The sequence below is a fragment of the Mycobacterium lentiflavum genome (genome assembly GCF_022374895.2).
Lineage (GTDB): Bacteria > Actinomycetota > Actinomycetes > Mycobacteriales > Mycobacteriaceae > Mycobacterium > Mycobacterium lentiflavum.
This window is the reverse complement of record NZ_CP092423.2, coordinates 5,310,951-5,326,570: the sequence shown is the minus strand read 5'-3', so window position 1 is coordinate 5,326,570 and position 15,620 is coordinate 5,310,951. Positions and strand designations below refer to the sequence as shown.

15 protein-coding genes are annotated in these 15,620 nt (G+C 65.3%); 10 read left to right on the top strand and 5 right to left on the bottom strand.

The window, feature by feature from the left end:
• Nucleotides 1-4 precede the first annotated feature (4 nt).
• On the top strand, nt 5-772 hold the full coding sequence (locus MJO58_RS24850; RefSeq protein WP_239723440.1) for a fructosamine kinase family protein: 768 nt from the start codon (nt 5-7) through the stop codon (nt 770-772).
• Nucleotides 773-783: 11 nt separating this feature from the next.
• Here the strand turns inward: MJO58_RS24850 and pstS are convergent, their stop codons facing one another.
• The gene (gene pstS / locus MJO58_RS24845; RefSeq protein ID WP_090607117.1) at nt 784-1,914 is read right to left on the bottom strand and encodes a phosphate ABC transporter substrate-binding protein PstS; all 1,131 of its coding nucleotides are present in this window, start codon (nt 1,912-1,914) and stop codon (nt 784-786) included.
• A gap of 148 nt (nt 1,915-2,062) precedes the next feature.
• On the opposite strand from pstS, the gene MJO58_RS24840 reads away from it, so the two are divergent.
• Together MJO58_RS24840 and MJO58_RS24835 are read left to right on the top strand one after the other, a co-directional pair.
• Nucleotides 2,063-2,887 (top strand): amidohydrolase family protein, encoded by an 825-nt coding sequence (locus MJO58_RS24840; RefSeq protein WP_090607115.1) that lies wholly within the window; start codon nt 2,063-2,065, stop codon nt 2,885-2,887.
• Nucleotides 2,884-4,434, top strand: coding sequence for an acetolactate synthase large subunit (locus tag MJO58_RS24835; protein ID WP_239721313.1), 1,551 nt, complete (start codon nt 2,884-2,886; stop codon nt 4,432-4,434). Before MJO58_RS24840 ends, MJO58_RS24835 begins: the two co-directional genes overlap by 4 nt.
• Nucleotides 4,435-4,470: 36 nt before the next feature.
• Here the strand turns inward: MJO58_RS24835 and MJO58_RS24830 are convergent, their stop codons facing one another.
• From MJO58_RS24830 to MJO58_RS24815, 4 genes are all read right to left on the bottom strand, one after another.
• Nucleotides 4,471-5,184 (bottom strand): serine hydrolase, encoded by a 714-nt coding sequence (locus MJO58_RS24830; RefSeq protein WP_239721312.1) that lies wholly within the window; start codon nt 5,182-5,184, stop codon nt 4,471-4,473.
• A gap of 4 nt (nt 5,185-5,188) precedes the next feature.
• Nucleotides 5,189-6,697 (bottom strand): long-chain-fatty-acid--CoA ligase FadD17, encoded by a 1,509-nt coding sequence (gene fadD17 / locus MJO58_RS24825; RefSeq protein ID WP_090609627.1) that lies wholly within the window; start codon nt 6,695-6,697, stop codon nt 5,189-5,191.
• A 92-nt stretch (nt 6,698-6,789) separates the two neighbouring features.
• A complete protein-coding gene (locus MJO58_RS24820; RefSeq protein ID WP_239721311.1) occupies nt 6,790-7,887 on the bottom strand; it encodes an acyl-CoA dehydrogenase family protein in 1,098 nt (365 codons plus the stop codon).
• Between the two features lie 33 nt (nt 7,888-7,920).
• Nucleotides 7,921-9,099, bottom strand: coding sequence for an acyl-CoA dehydrogenase (locus MJO58_RS24815; protein WP_090607104.1), 1,179 nt, complete (start codon nt 9,097-9,099; stop codon nt 7,921-7,923).
• Nucleotides 9,100-9,288: 189 nt separating this feature from the next.
• Here MJO58_RS24815 and MJO58_RS24810 point away from each other — a divergent pair, with 189 nt between their 5' ends.
• From MJO58_RS24810 to MJO58_RS24780, 7 genes are all read left to right on the top strand, one after another.
• A complete protein-coding gene (locus MJO58_RS24810) occupies nt 9,289-9,480 on the top strand; it encodes a ferredoxin (protein ID WP_085223436.1) in 192 nt (63 codons plus the stop codon).
• A 35-nt stretch (nt 9,481-9,515) separates the two neighbouring features.
• A complete protein-coding gene (locus MJO58_RS24805) occupies nt 9,516-10,430 on the top strand; it encodes a 3-oxoacyl-ACP reductase (protein ID WP_239721310.1) in 915 nt (304 codons plus the stop codon).
• 236 nt (nt 10,431-10,666) lie between these two features.
• Nucleotides 10,667-11,431, top strand: coding sequence for an MlaE family ABC transporter permease (locus tag MJO58_RS24800; RefSeq protein WP_090607093.1), 765 nt, complete (start codon nt 10,667-10,669; stop codon nt 11,429-11,431).
• Nucleotides 11,432-11,450: 19 nt separating this feature from the next.
• Nucleotides 11,451-12,293: an MlaE family ABC transporter permease gene (locus tag MJO58_RS24795; protein ID WP_239721309.1), complete on the top strand. Its 843-nt coding sequence runs from the start codon at nt 11,451-11,453 to the stop codon at nt 12,291-12,293.
• Nucleotides 12,294-12,309: 16 nt separating this feature from the next.
• The gene (locus tag MJO58_RS24790; protein ID WP_090607087.1) at nt 12,310-13,512 is read left to right on the top strand and encodes an MCE family protein; all 1,203 of its coding nucleotides are present in this window, start codon (nt 12,310-12,312) and stop codon (nt 13,510-13,512) included.
• Entirely contained in the window at nt 13,512-14,567 is a 1,056-nt protein-coding gene (locus MJO58_RS24785) for an MCE family protein (protein WP_239721308.1), read from the top strand. Before MJO58_RS24790 ends, MJO58_RS24785 begins: the two co-directional genes overlap by 1 nt.
• Nucleotides 14,554-15,618, top strand: a complete 1,065-nt coding sequence (locus MJO58_RS24780; RefSeq protein WP_239721307.1) for a virulence factor Mce family protein — start codon at nt 14,554-14,556, stop codon at nt 15,616-15,618. Before MJO58_RS24785 ends, MJO58_RS24780 begins: the two co-directional genes overlap by 14 nt.
• The last annotated feature ends 2 nt before the right edge of the window (nt 15,619-15,620 follow it).

Genomic DNA, 15,620 nt, shown 5'->3' with positions numbered 1-15,620 from the left:
CACCCTGACCGACTTCGTCAAACGGCACGCCGGCGCGCCCGTTGGCTACTTCGCCTGGGAAGCGGCGGGGCTGCGCTGGCTTTCGGCGGTCGACGGCGGCGTGCCCGGTGCGCCGATCGTTTCGGTCGACGCAACGAGCCTGACCCTGCGACGACTCGAATCGGTGCGGCCGGATCCGCAGGCGGCACACGTCTTCGGCGGCCGATTGGCCGTCACGCACGACGCGAGTGCTCCGGCGTTCGGCGCCGGTCCCGACGGCTGGGATGGCCCGGGCTTCTTCGGCCCGCTGTCGCAACCATTGCCGATGTCGCTGCGCCGCCATCAAAGCTGGGGCGACTTCTACGCCGAAGAGCGGTTGGCTCCGATGCTCGAGCTTGCCGCCGACGGGCTCGATGGGTCGGCCCGGGCGGCGATCGAGGCCGTGATGACACGTTGCCGCGCGGGCGATTTCGACGACGACGACCGTCCGGCTCGGCTGCACGGCGACCTGTGGGGCGGCAACGTGATGTGGACGCCGGACGGCGTGGTGCTGATCGACCCGGCCGCGCACGCCGGGCATTGCGAGAGCGATCTGGCGATGCTCGCGCTGTTCGGCTGCCCGCATTACGACGCCATCCTCGCGGGCTACCAGCAGGTGCGAGAGCTGCGACCCGGTTGGCGCGATCGCGTCGGCCTGCACCAGCTCTTCCCGCTGCTCGCGCATGTCGTGCTGTTCGGGGGCGGCTACGTCGCACGCACACACGCTTGTGCGCGTGCCGCGCTGAAGGCCTGAGAAGGATTCAGCTAGCCGACGATCTTGGCGATCTGGGCCTCGGACAGCTTCTGGACCGAATCCGCCAGCGGCCGAAGGTAAATGTGCACCGCGTCTAGGAAGTTGGGTGTGCTGCCCTCGGTGACCACCCAGTTCAGGAAAGCCCGAATGGTCTGTGCCACCGCAGGATCCTTCTGTTTGGCGTAGACGATCGCGTACTCGTAGTTGACGATCGGGTAACCGTCCGGGGCGGGCCCGTTGACCAGTGAGGTCACCTGGTTCGCCGGCATCTGCGAGGCGGACCCGGCCGCCTCTGCCTGGATGCTTTCAGCCGTAGGCAGCACGTAATTCCCTGAGGCATTGGCCAGCTCGGCTTCGCCCAGCCGCCTCTGGATGGCCTGCTCGTGGTAACTGCTGGCGAGATAGCTGATGCAGCCGGGATTTTCGGCGCAGCCGGTCACCATGCCCGCCATGCCCGGAGCGCCCGTCTCGCCGAGCGCGCCCGGGACCGCTGGAAAGTCGATGGCGGTGCCGAACCCCTCGGACTTGCCCCAGCCCTCGGGGTCCTGCTTGGACAGATATTCGGTGAACAGGAAGGTGTCGCTGGTCCCGGGATCGGAGCGGTGGAGCGGAACGACCCGGGTCGCCGGCAGACTCACCTGCGGATTCAAGGCCGCGATCTGCGGGTCATTCCAGGTCTTGATCGTGCCCCGGTACATGGCCGCAAGGACTTTGCCATTCAGTTTGAGGTGCTCGGTGACGCCGGGCAGGTTGTAGTGGACGTACACAGCGGAAACGGCCAGCGCAATGTTCATCAGTCCTGGGTGGGCCGCCAGGTCAGCGTCGGACAGGCGGACTCCGGAAGCGCCGATGTCAACCGCGCCGGCCGCGGCCTGCGAGATCCCGACCGCGGCCGGTGCGCGGCTGATGTTGATCGTGACATTGAGGTACTTGAAGTGATAAGCCGCGACCCACGCGTCGAGCAGCGGGTAGAGGTCCTTGGAGCCGGTCTCGGATAGCGTCACGTTTGACGTCGGTGGGGTGGTGGCGATGTCGATGGCGGCAGCGGAGGTCGACGAAGCTCCCGGTGAGGGTGAACCGCAGGCGGCGGTGATCAGCATCAGCGGCACGGTCGCGCGCAGCACACGGAAACGAATTTTCATCAGCCCTCGTCGAGTACTCCGTCGGCTCTGCGACGACATTAACTTGCGAACACTATTGCAGTTCCGAGGTTGTTTCACATCAGTTGTGAGCCTCTTTGACCAGGCGCTTGCTCTGGGTTGCCGCTGCGGGCCGTACAGTCGAATCGCGATGACGATCGACGTGTGGATGCAGCACCCGACTGCGCGGTTCCTGCGCAGCGACATGCTGGCGTCCTTACGTCGCTGGACCGGTGGTTCCATCCCGGACGCCGATATCCCGATCGACGTCACCGTCGCGGCGATGGACGCGGCCGACGTCGGCTTCGGGCTGCTCAGTGCGTGGTACGGCCCCAGCGGTCAGGACCTGATCTCCAACGACGAGGTCGCCGAGTGGGTTCGGTTGCACCCGAACCGGTTTGCCGGTCTGGCGACCGTCGATCTCGATCGCCCGATGCACGCCGTCCGTGAGCTACGGCGCCGGGTCGCCGACGGATTCGTCGGGTTGCGGGTGGTGCCCTGGCTGTGGAACGCACCGCCCACCGATCGCCGTTACTACCCGCTGTTCGCCGAGTGCGTCGAGGCCGGCGTTGCGTTCTGCACCCAGGTCGGTCACACCGGCCCGCTACGGCCCTCGGAGACCGGGCGCCCGATTCCCTACATCGACCAGGTGGCGCTGGATTTTCCTGAGCTGGTGATGGTGTGCGGACATGTCGGCTATCCGTGGACCGAGGAGATGGTGGCCGTCGCGCGCAAGCACGAGAATGTCTACATCGATACCTCGGCATACACCATTCGGCGGTTGCCGGAGGAACTGATCCGGTTCATGAAAACCGGTACCGGACAACGCAAAGTCTTGTTCGGCACCAACTACCCGATGATCACCCCCACGCACGCTTTGGCCGGGCTCGACGAACTCGGGCTCGACGACGCGGCTCGCCACGGCTTTCTGCACGGCAACGCCGAACGGGTCTTCAAACTGGAGGCAATCAGGTGAACGGTGCGCAGGCTCTGATCAACACCCTGGTCGACGGCGGCGTGGACGTGTGCTTCGCTAATCCCGGCACCTCGGAGATGCACTTCGTGGCCGCGCTGGACACCGTTCCCCAAATGCGCGGCGTGCTAGCGCTTTTCGAGGGTGTCGCCACGGGCGCAGCCGATGGCTATGCCCGTATCGCCGATCGGCCGGCGGCGGTGTTGTTGCATCTGGGGCCGGGATTGGGCAACGGTCTGGCCAACCTGCACAACGCCCGCCGGGCGCATGTGCCGATGGTGGTCGTCGTCGGCGACCACGCCACCTATCACAAAAAGTACGACGCCCCACTGGAATCCGATATCGACGCGCTCGCGGGCACCGTCTCGGGATGGGTGCGCCGCACGGCTACCGCCGCCGACGTGGCGCCCGACACCGCCGAGGCGATCGCGGCGAGCCGGGCCCGCTCACAGATCTCCACGCTGATCCTGCCCGCCGACGCGTCCTGGTCGGACGGCGCCCAAGCCGCCGCAACACCGCCCGCGCGGCCGGCCAGTGCAGACCCGCTGCTGGTGGCCGAGGTCGCGGAGGTCCTGCGATCGGGAGAACCGGCGGTGATCATGGTGGGCGGTGACGCGACCCGCGGCCCCGGCCTGGCCGCCGCCGCGCGGATCGCCGAGGCAACCGGGGCCCGCTGGCTCTGCGAGACCTTTCCGACGCGCCTGGAACGCGGCGCCGGTGTTCCCGCCGTCGAGCGGTTGGCGTATTTCGCCGAGGCCGCCACGGCCCAGCTGGACGGCGCCAAGCATCTGATCCTGGCCGGTGCCAAATCTCCGGTGTCGTTCTTCGCCTATCCGAATATGCCCAGCGACCTGGTACCGGCGGGTTGCGAGGTGCACGTGCTCGCCGATTACCTCGGTGCGGCCGACGCGCTGATCGCACTCGCCGACGAGATCGCGTCCGGCGCGGTTGCGCCCCTGGCCGCCGCGTCGCGCCCGCAGTTGCCGACCGGCGCGTTGACCTCGGCGTCGGCGGCCGACGTGATCGGCGCGCTGCTGCCCGAACGCACGATCGTCGTCGACGAGTCGAACACCTCGGGCCTGCTGCTGGCGCAGGCCACCGCCGGGGCGCCGGCGCATGATTGGCTGGCGCTGACCGGTGGGGCGATCGGCTACGGCATTCCCACCGCGGTCGGTGCGGCGGTGGCCGCCCCGGACCGGCCGGTGCTCTGCCTGGAATCCGACGGGTCGGCGATGTACACGATTGCCGGGCTGTGGACGCAGGCGCGTGAGAACCTCAACGTGACTACCGTGCTGTACGACAACAGCGCCTACGATATCTTGCGGATCGAGCTGCAGCGCGTCGGTGCCGGGTCCGCGCCCGGTCCCAAAGCGCTGGATCTGCTTGATTTATCGCGTCCCACAATGGATTTCGTCAAGATCTCCGAAGGTATGGGGGTGCCGGCCCGCCGGGTGAGCACCGCCGAGGAGTTCGCCGATGCGCTGCGCGAAGGCTTCGCCGAACCCGGGCCGCATCTGATCGACGCGGTGGTGCCTTCGATTACGGGCTGACGCGCGCCGATTCGGCCCGCTGGATTTCGACGTCCGTCAATAACGGGCCAGCACTGGCAGCCGGCTGACGAGCCAGTCCGTCACCGTGTTGACCACCTCGACACCGGTTTCAAAGCCGCCATCGTGGACTTCGGCCGCCAATGCCACGCCCCATTCCCCCGAAGGCGTGGACAGGATCCCGAACTGCCGCACCAGGTATTCGCCGTCGGTGCCCGGACCCCAACCGCCTTTAGCCGCAGAGCCATTGGCGGCCAGGCCCCATCGGTGATCCGGTGTGAGGTCGGTCATCAGCTCGATCACGTCGGCCGCGCCGGGGATCGACGGCAACTCCGCGGCGAATCGGGCTTGCCGCTGCAGCGTCCACTGCGTCTGGCCAAATGCGGTGAAACCGCGGCGAACTCGCCGCGATTCGACTACCGTCGCGGTGTCGCCACCTTCGGCGACAACGCCCTGTACCTTGCGGGCCGCGTCCGCCGGTTCGCCCAGCAGCGACCACAACTGTTCGGATGCGCGATTGTCGGATTCGGTGATGGCCTTGACCGCCGGCTCGCGGGCATTGAGCCAATCGCTGCGCAACGCCGCGATCGCCAGCGGCACTTTGATTGTCGACCAGGCGACGCCCGACCACCATCTGCCCAGTGAATAAGTCCGGTCCGGACGCGCGATCGCCACCCCGATGTTGGCCGGTACCACGTCGGAAAGCTGCTCAAAACTCGCTTCCAGCGCGAGCTCCAGGGGCCGCGACGTCATAGGGCTATCGGGGTATCGGCCATACCCGATCATGACAGTCGATACCTTCGGCCGCCAACTGGCGTTTGAGCACCTTGAATGTCACCGTCCGCGGCAACTCCGCACTGATCCGGACGTACGACGGCCACTGTTTGGGCCCGAGGTCGGGCTGCTCGGCCAGGAACGTCCGGAATTTCTCGGTATCGAACTCGCGACCCTGCGCCATCACCAAAGCAGCCATCACCTGGTCACCGACCACCGGATCGGGGATCGCATACACGGCGACCTCGGCCGCGTCGGGGTATCGCAGCAGTACCCGTTCGATCGGCGCTGCGCCGAGGTTCTCGCCGTCGACCCGCATCCAATCACCAAGGCGCCCAGCGAAGTACGCGAATCCGTCCTCATCGCGATAGGCGAGGTCACCACTGTGGTAGATCCCGCCGGCCATTCGCTGCGCCTCGGCTGCAGCGTCGTTGTAGTACCCCTCGAAACGGCCTGGCCCGCTGGTGTTTACCAGCTCGCCGACGACTCCCGGTGGGCAGGACTGGCCGGTCTCGGGGTCGACGATGTCCAGCCCCTCGGTCAGCGGCCCCAAGGCGCCCGGCGGCGTATCGGGGGTGCGGGCGATCGCGACTCCACCTTCGGTCGAGCCGAACCCGTCCTGCACCCTGCAGTCGAATCTGCGTGCGAACCGCTCGATGTCGGTGGGCACGCCCTCGTTGCCGTACACCGCCCGCAGCGGGTTGTCCGCGTCGTCGGGCTGCTCGGGCTGGGCCAGCACGTACGACAGCGGCTTGCCCACGTAGTTGGCGTAGGTCGCGCCGTAGCGGCGGACGTCGACCATGAAGTTCGATGCAGAGAACTTGCGCCGCAACGCCATTGAGCCCCGGCATGCCGCGGCCACCGCCCAGCCGACCAGAACAGCGTTGGAATGAAACAGCGGCATCGACACATAGCAGACGTCGTCACGGCCGAGGTCGAACCGTTGTGCCATCGTTATTCCGGCGATCGCGACCTTGCCGTGGCTGCACTTGACCGCCTTCGGTTCACCGCTGGTGCCCGAGGTGAAGATCAGCATGAAAAGGTCTTCGGCCGACGCTGGCTGAAAACTCAACCCGGCATCACGATGTGTGTCGACTTCGGCGACCCACTGCGCCGAGTCGACGTTCAGGTGGTCGATATCATCCAGTGTCGCAGCGGATTTCGAGTCGGCCAGGACTACCTGGCAGTCGGCCCGGCTGATATCGCGTGCCAGTGCCTCGCCGCGGCGCACCGGGTTGAGACCGACCGGCACAATCCCCGACATCCCGGCCGCCGTCAACATCGCCGAGAAGAACGGCGTGTTCTCCAGCAGCACGCCGACGTGCGGCGGCCGGTTCGGGTCGAGCCGTTCACGCAACGTCGCCACGATTGCGGCACCGTGGCGCAGGTGATCGCGCCAGCTGGTGAACGACTCCTCGAAGTAGATCCCCCGGTCGTCGATCTCAGCCAGCGGCTGAAGCAGCTTGGTGACCGTCGGGTCGGCCGGAATCAGCGGGGTCAATGCGCCCACTCTCCCCCTCGCCGCTCCGCGGCTGGGGGTGCCCCACCTCGGTCGTTCATACGAACCGCATCGTCGCCGGGCGGCTAGGCAGGCGTTTCCGCCAGCTCGCGACCGATCCGGCGCAGCTGCGCAGTGGCGCCGCCCAACGCGAACTCGGCTTCTTTGGCGGCTAGGAAATACCGGTGCGCCGGGTGATCGGTGTCGACACCCACGCCACCGTGCACGTGCACGATGGTGTGCGCGACACGGTGTCCGGCGTCGGCGGCCCAGAACGCGGCGCTGGCCACGTCGATCTCGGCGGGTATGTCCTCGGAGACCTTCCACGCCGCTTGGGTGAGCGTCAACCGCAGCCCCTTGACGTCGATGTAGCCGTCGGCCAGTCGCTGCGACACCGCTTGGAAGCTGCCGATCGGACGGTCGAATTGCTCACGCTCGCGCGCGTATTCGGCCGTCATCTGCAAACCGCGATCGAGCACCCCGAGCTGATACGCGCTGCGGCCCAGGGTTCCCAGCGTGCCGAGCCAGGCGACGACTTCGCTTCCGCCGACCTTCCGGGCCTCGTTTACCGCTACGCCGTCCAACGCGAGATGCCCGACACTGTTCTTGCCGGTGGTCGCCAGCGTGGTCACCTTGACGCCCTTGCCTTCGGCGCTCACCAGGAAAACGGCTGTGCCGGAATCGGTTTCAGCAGGAACCAGGAAGGCGTCCGCAACGGGGCCGAAGAAGACCTGCGTACGCGTACCGGTCAGCTGGTAGCCGTCGCCCGTGCGGGTGGCCTGCACGGGGCCCTCGCCCATCTCGCCGTCCAGGGCCACCGTCAGGATCTTCTCGCCTTTGACGGCCGGGACTCCCCAGGTCTGCTGCAGATCCTGAGAGCCGAAGCGCGCCAGCACCCCGGCGCCCAGCATCACCGATTCCAGGTACGGCACGGCGGCCAGCTGGCGTCCCAGCGCAACCAGGATCGCAACCTGTTCGAGCGCGCCGAAACCGTCGCCGCCCAGCGTCGACGCCGACGCGCTGGTGAGGATGTCGGCCTCGATCAGCTTCTGCCACAGGCCGCGGTCGAACCGTTGCTCGAGCCCGTCGAGCTCGCGCTGGTGCTCCGGTGTGCACACCGAGTCCACGATCGTGTCGACCAGGCCGCCGAGGTCCGCCGCCGCTTCGGTTGTCGTGAAATCCATTCCGATGCCGTCCTTCTCGATGCTCAGCGGTACTTAGCGGTTTCGAGGCAGGCCGAGAGCGACCATGCCGATGATGTCGCGCTGCACCTCGTTGGTGCCGCCGCCGAAGGTGAGGATCAGGCACGCCCGGTGCATGCGCTCGACCCGGCCGCGCAACAGCGCACCCGGCGAATCCTGGCGCACGGTCGCCGCGGTACCCAGCACCTCCATCAGCAGCCGGTAGGCCTCGGTGGCAAGTTCGGTGCCGTACACCTTGGCCGCCGACGCGTCCGCGGGCGACAGGGTTTCGTCCGCCGCCGACGCCAGCTCCCAGTTGATCAGCTTGAGAACCTCGGCCTTAGCGTGCACCCGCGCCAGGTTCAGCTGGACCCACTCCGAATCGATCAGCCTGGCCCCCCCGTCGTCCTTGGTGTTTTGGGCCCACTCGCGAACCTCGCGCAGGGCCAGGAAGATCGGTTGCGGCGACACCAGGGCGACCCGCTCGTGGTTGAGCTGGTTGGTCACCAGCTTCCAGCCGCCGTTCTCCTCGCCAATCAGGTTGGTCACCGGGACGCGCACGTCCGAGTAATAAGTGGCGCTGGTGTCCACCCCGGCCATCGTGTGCACGGGCGTCCAGGAGAAGCCTTCGGCGGTCGTCGGCACCACCAGCATCGAAATGCCGCGGTGCTTCTTGGCCTCGGGGTTGGTGCGCACCGCCAGCCAGACCCAGTCAGCGTAGGCGATCAGGCTGGTCCACATCTTCTGACCGTTGATGACGTAGTCATCGCCGTCGCGGACCGCCGTGGTTCGCAGGTTCGCCAGGTCGGTACCGGCACCGGGCTCGGAGTAGCCGATCGAGAAGTGCAGCTCTCCGGCGGCGATCTTGGGCAGGAAGAACTTCTTCTGCTCCTCGGTGCCGAACGCCATGATCGTGGGTGCCACGCTGTTGATCGTCAGGAATGGCACCGGCACGCCCGCGATCGCGGCCTCGTCGGTGAAGATCAGCGAGTCCATCGGGGAGCGGTCCTGGCCGCCGTATTCCTTGGGCCAGTTCAGGGTGAGCCACCCGTCCTTGCCCATCTGCGCAACGGTGTCGCGATAGGCGTTGCCCGTTCCCACCTCACCCTGGGTCGAGTGCAGCGCCTCGCGGCGCTCCGGCGTCATGAGCGCGGTGAAGTACGACCGCAGCTCGCGACGCAACTCCTCCTGTTCAGGGGTGTAACTGATGCGCATTCCAGCCGTCCTTTGGTTAACGTGACAAGCGGCTATTCGACCAACGGCTACCCGTTCGTCTTCCCGGTTGTAACACGTTCTAGTCTGGGAATCCAGCGACCGTTTCCTCAGACGCACGTGAGCCCTATGGTGGAGCTACATTCTGATGGGACATAGGACGAGATCCGGGCCAGCTTCAAGGAGGATGCCGTGCGGGTGATCGTGGATCGTGACCGGTGCGAAGGCAACGCGGTGTGCTTGGGCATCGCACCAGATATCTTCGACCTCGACGATGAGGACTACGCCGTCGTGAAGCTCGATCCGATACCGTCCGACCAAGAAGATCTCGCCGAGCAGGCGATCGCCGAGTGCCCGCGCGCGGCGCTGCTGCGCGAAGACTAGCGGCGCGGGACCCCGAAACTAGAGGTATTCATAAATTGACTAGCAGCACGAACGCGACCGATCTATCCGGGAAGGTCGCGGTGGTGACCGGTGCGGCCGCAGGTCTTGGGCGCGCCGAAGCGCTCGGTCTGGCCCGCCTAGGCGCTACCGTCGTCGTCAACGACATCGCCGCCGCCCTGGATGCCTCGGACGTGATCGACGAGATCAGTGCCGCCGGTTCCAAGGCCATCGCGGTGACCGGTGACATCAGTCAGCGCGCCACGGCCGACGAACTGGTGTCCTGTGCCGACGGCCTGGGCGGACTCGACATCGTGGTCAACAATGCCGGCATCACCCGCGACCGGATGCTGTTCAACATGTCCGACGAGGAATGGGACCAGGTCATCGCGGTGCATCTGCGGGGGCACTTCCTACTCACCCGCAACGCCGCGACCTACTGGCGGAGTCGGGCCAAGGACGCCGGCGGATCAATCTTCGGCCGGATCGTCAACACCGCCTCCGAGGCCGGACTGGTGGGGCCGGTCGGGCAGGCCAACTACGGCGCCGCCAAGGCCGGCATCATCTCGCTTACCCTGACCGCCGCGCGGGCGCTGGGCCGCTACGGTGTCTGCGCCAACGCGATCTGTCCCCGTGCGCGCACCGCGATGACGGCGGACGTGTTCGGTAGCGCACCAGATATAGAGGAGGGCGGCGTCGACCCGCTGTCACCCGATCACGTGGTGAACCTGGTGCAGTTCCTGTCGTCCCCCGCGGCCGCTGAGGTTAACGGTCAGGTGTTCATCGTCTACGGACCTCAAGTGACATTGGTCTCAGCGCCGACGGCGGAACACCGGTTCACCGCGGACGGCGCCGCATGGGACTCGGCTGAACTCAGCAGCACATTGCGCGACTACTTTGCTGGTCGGGATCCAGAACGTAACTTTTCCGCGACCGCGTTAATGGAACAATAGCGACGGAACGCTGTTTTTCCGGGCGAAATCAGCTAGTAGAACGTGTGTCAGATTAGCAATAGCGTAATGCCTCTGACCAGGACAAATTCACGATTTAGACGGAGATAACCTGTTCATTGACAGCGTGAAGTTTCTCTGAGTTAATATGATCCGGCTCACACGGAGCCGGCTGCGACGAAAGACCACGCACAGGCGAAACACAGGCTTCGCCGTGAGCGGCAAAGGGGGCTACCGGGTTGATCGAACAGCTTGCGGTTCCCGCCCGTGCTGTCGGCGGGTTTTTCGAGATGACGATCGATACGGCCCGTGCCTCTTTCCGGCGTCCGTTTCAAGGCCGCGAGTTTCTGGATCAGACGTGGATGATCGCGCGGGTGTCGTTGGTCCCGACCCTATTGGTGTCGATCCCGTTCACCGTCCTGGTCGCGTTCACCCTCAATATCTTGCTCCGTGAAATCGGCGCGGCGGACTTGTCCGGCGCCGGAACGGCGTTCGGCACCATCACCCAGCTGGGCCCGGTGGTGACCGTCCTCGTCGTCGCCGGGGCGGGCGCCACCGCGATCTGTGCCGACCTCGGTGCGCGCACCATCCGCGAAGAAATCGACGCGATGCGAGTGCTCGGCATCGACCCGATCCACCGGCTGGTGGTGCCCCGCGTTCTGGCGTCTACCGTTGTCGCACTGTTGCTCAATGGTTTGGTATGCGCGATCGGGTTGTCCGGTGGGTACGTTTTCTCCGTGTTTCTCCAGGGGGTGAATCCGGGCGCTTTCATCAACGGGTTGACCGTGTTGACCGGACTGCGCGAGTTGGTGCTCGCCGAAGTCAAGGCGTTGTTGTTCGGTGTGATGGCCGGTCTCGTCGGCTGCTACCGCGGCCTGACCGTCAAGGGCGGGCCGAAGGGCGTCGGCAACGCGGTCAACGAAACCGTCGTCTACGCGTTCATTTGTCTGTTCGTCATCAACGTCGTGATGACGGCCATCGGCGTGCGGTTCTCGACCAAATGACGAGGCGAGTGATCACGCGATGAGTTACGACTTCACTTACCGGCTGCGTACCGTCGCGTCGCGGTTGCAAGGGCCGGTCGACGACTTCGGCGAGCAGGCGCTGTTCTACGGCCAAACCGTGCGCTATGTCCCCAACGCGCTGACCCGGTACCGCAAGGAGACGATCCGGCTGATCGCCGAGATGACGCTGGGGGCCGGCGCGCTGGTGATGATCGGCGGCACGGTCGGCGTCGCGGCGTTCTTGACGCTGGCCTCCGGCGGGGTCATCGCCGTCCAGGGTTACTCGTCGCTGGGCAACATCGGCATCGAGGCACTGACCGGCTTCCTGTCGGCGTTTCTGAACGTCCGCGTGGTCGCACCGGTCATTGCCGGTATCGCGCTCGCGGCCACGATCGGCGCCGGTGCCACCGCCCAACTGGGCGCCATGCGCGTGTCAGAAGAGATCGACGCCGTCGAATGCATGGCGGTGCACTCGGTGTCCTACCTGGTGTCGACGCGGCTGATCGCCGGCCTGGTTGCGATCGTCCCGCTGTATTCGCTGTCGGTGCTCGCCGCGTTCTTCGCCGCGCGCTTCACCACGGTATACATCAATGGGCAGTCGGCCGGTCTCTACGACCACTACTTCAATACGTTCCTGATCCCGTCGGACCTGCTTTGGTCGTTCCTGCAGGCCATCGTGATGTCCATCGCGGTGATGCTGGTCCATACGTATTACGGCTACAACACCAGCGGTGGGCCGGTGGGCGTGGGCATCGCGGTCGGTCAGGCGGTGCGAACCTCCCTGATCGTCGTCGTCGTGATTACTTTGTTCATCTCGCTGGCCGTTTACGGCGCGTCCGGTAACTTCAACCTCTCGGGTTAAGGGGACCGCTTAAAACATGGCAGACACCGTATCGCGACGCACAACTGTTCGGCTGGCAGCGGCGCTGCTGGCCAGCTTGTTGGTGGCGTTTTCGGTGCTGACGTACCTCTCCTACACGGCGGCTTTCGCCTCCGTCGACACAGTCACCGTTGCGGCGCCGCGCGCGGGGCTGGTGATGGACAAGGGCGCCAAGGTCAAGTACCGCGGCATCCAGATCGGCAAGGTCACCGACATCAGCTACGGGGGTGAGCAGGCACGCCTGACGCTGGCGATCAACAGCGACGACCTGCATTTCATCCCCTCCAACGCGCCGGTGCATATCTCGGGAAATACGATCTTCGGCGCAAAGTCAGTGGAATTCGTTGTGCCCCAAGCTCCTTCGCCGACATCGCTACGCCCCAATGCACACGTCGAGGCCTCCGCGGTGCAGCTGGAAGTCAACACGCTGTTCCAGTCGTTGATGGATCTGCTGCATAAGGTCGACCCGGTGGAATTGAACGGGACTCTCAGCGCTTTCGCCGAAGGTCTGCGCGGTCATGGTGACGACTTGGGTGCGCTGCTGTCGGGCTTGAATACCCTGACGCAGCAAACGAACCCGAAGCTGCCTGCGTTGCAGGAGGATTTCCGCAAGACCGCGATCGTCACAGGCGTGTACGCCGACGCCGCCCCGGACTTGAACACGATCTTCGACAACCTGCCCACGATCAACAAAACCGTCGTCGACGAGCAGAAGAACCTCAACGACACCCTGTTGGCCACGATCGGCCTGTCCAACAACGCCTATGAGACGTTGGAACCGGCCGAGAAGGACCTCATCGACGCGATCAACCGGTTGCGCGCCCCCCTCAAGGTGGCCTCCGACTACTCACCAGAATTCGGCTGCCTGTTCGCGGGCATCGATCGGGGGCTCAAGGAGTTCGGCCCAATTCTGGGTGTCCGCAAGGCGGGCCTGTTCACCTCGTCGAGCTTCGTGCTGGGCGCGCCGTCCTACACGTATCCGGAGTCCCTGCCGATCGTCAACGCCTCCGGCGGACCCAACTGCCGTGGGCTGCCGGACATTCCGAACAAGCAGAACGGCGGATCGTGGTATCGGGCGCCGTTCCTGGTCACCGACAACGCCAACATCCCGTACGAGCCGTTCACCGAACTGCAGTTCGACGCACCCTCGACGCTGCAGTTCTTGTTCCACGGGTCCTTCGCGGAACGGGACGACTTCTGATGGCGGGTTCGGAGATGCCATCGCACCGGTCGATGGTGATCAAGGTCAGCATCTTCACGGTAGTGATGCTGCTGGTCGCCGCGGGCCTGGTGGTGGTATTCGGCGACTTCCGATTCGGCAACGAAAGCACCTATCACGCTACGTTTACCGACGCGTCCCGACTGAAGGCCGGCCAAAAGGTACGCATTTCCGGTGTGCCCGTCGGTTCGGTGAACGGCGTCAAACTCAACCCGGACAACACCGTCGACGTCGCGTTCGGCATCGACAGCCGCTACACGCTGTACTCGTCGACACGCGCGGTGATCCGCTACGAAAACCTGGTAGGTGACCGTTTCCTCGAGATCACGTCGGGTCCGGGGGAGCTGCGCAAGCTCGCGCCGGGTGCCACCATCAACGCCCAACACACCCAGCCCGCACTGGATTTGGATGCGCTGCTAGGTGGACTGCGGCCGGTGCTCAAGGGTCTGGACGCCGACAAGGTCAATACGATCAGCGGCGCCATCATCGAGTTGTTGCAGGGCCAGGGTGGAGCGTTGTCGAATGTGCTGGCCGACACCAGTGCTTTCTCGACGGCGCTGGGCCGGCGCGACCAACTCATCGGTGACACGATCACCAATCTGAACCAGGTGCTGGGCACCATCGATCAAAAGAGCGCGCAATTCTCGACCAGCGTCGACCAGCTGCAGCAATTGATCAGTGGGCTGGCCAAGAACAAGGACTCGATCGCCGGCGCCATTCCGCCACTGGCCTCGACAACCACGGATCTGACTGAGCTGCTGAAGAATTCACGTCGGCCGCTGCAAGAAATCCTGAAAAACACCCGGCCGTTGGCCACCGAAATCGACAACCGCAAGGCCGAGGTCGACAACGACGTCGAGCAACTGGGCGAGGACTATCTACGCCTGGCCGCACTCGGTGCCTATGGCTCCTTCTTCAACATCTACTTCTGCTCCGTGACGATCAAGATCAACGGACCGGCCGGCAGCGACATCCGTCTGCCCCTTGGTGGCCAGGTGGATCCCAGCCAAGGGAGGTGCGCTTTTGTCAAGCAATGACAAGCGCGAACGCGACCCGTTGCGCACCGGGGTCTTCGGCGTGGTGATGGTCCTGTGCGTGGTGTTGCTCGCATTCGGTTACGCCAACCTGCCATTCTGGCCGCAGGGCCGGGTCTACGACGCTTACTTCAGCGACGCGGGTGGCATCTCGCCCGGCAACTCCGTGTATGTGTCGGGCTTCAAGGTGGGCAAGGTGCAGGCGGTCGGTCTGGCCGGCGACAGCGCGAAGGTGACGTTCTCCGTCGATCGCCACGTCGCGGTCGGTGACCAGTCACTGGCCGCGATCCGCACCGACACCATCCTGGGAGAGCGTTCGATAGCGGTGACTCCCGCCGGCCACGGCAAGGCGACCACGATTCCGCGCAGCCGCACGACGACGCCGTACACGCTGGCCGGTGCCCTCGAGGATCTGGGTCAGAATGCGAACAACCTGAACAAGCCGCAGTTCGAACAGGCGTTGAATGTTCTCACCGACACACTGCATGGCGCCACCCCGCAACTGCGGGGCGCCCTGGATGGGGTGACATCGTTATCCCGCACCCTGAACCGCCGAGACGAAGCGCTGCAAAGCCTGCTGGCACATGCGAAGTCGGTGACAGCGGTGTTGTCCGACCGGGCCAACCAGGTCAACAAGTTGGTCGACGACGGCAACGAATTGTTCGCCGCGCTCGATGAGCGCCGCGCCGCCCTTGGGCAATTGATCTCGGGCATCAACGACGTCTCGATCCAGATTTCCGGCTTCGTCGCCGACAACCGCAAGGAGTTCGGCCCCGCCCTGAGCAAGCTGAACGACGTATTGAGCAACCTCAACGAGCGTCGCGACTACATCACCGAGGCTCTCAAGAGGTTGCCCACCTACGCGACCGAGCTCGGCGAGGTCGTTGGTTCCGGGCCAGGGTTCAACGTCAACGTCTACGGCGTCATCCCGGCGCCGCTGCTCGCGACGATGTTCGACTTCTTCTACCAGCCGGGCAAGCTGCCGGCCAGCCTCTCCGACTATCTGCGCGGTTTGATCCAGGAACGCTGGACCATCCGCCCGAAGTCGCCATGATG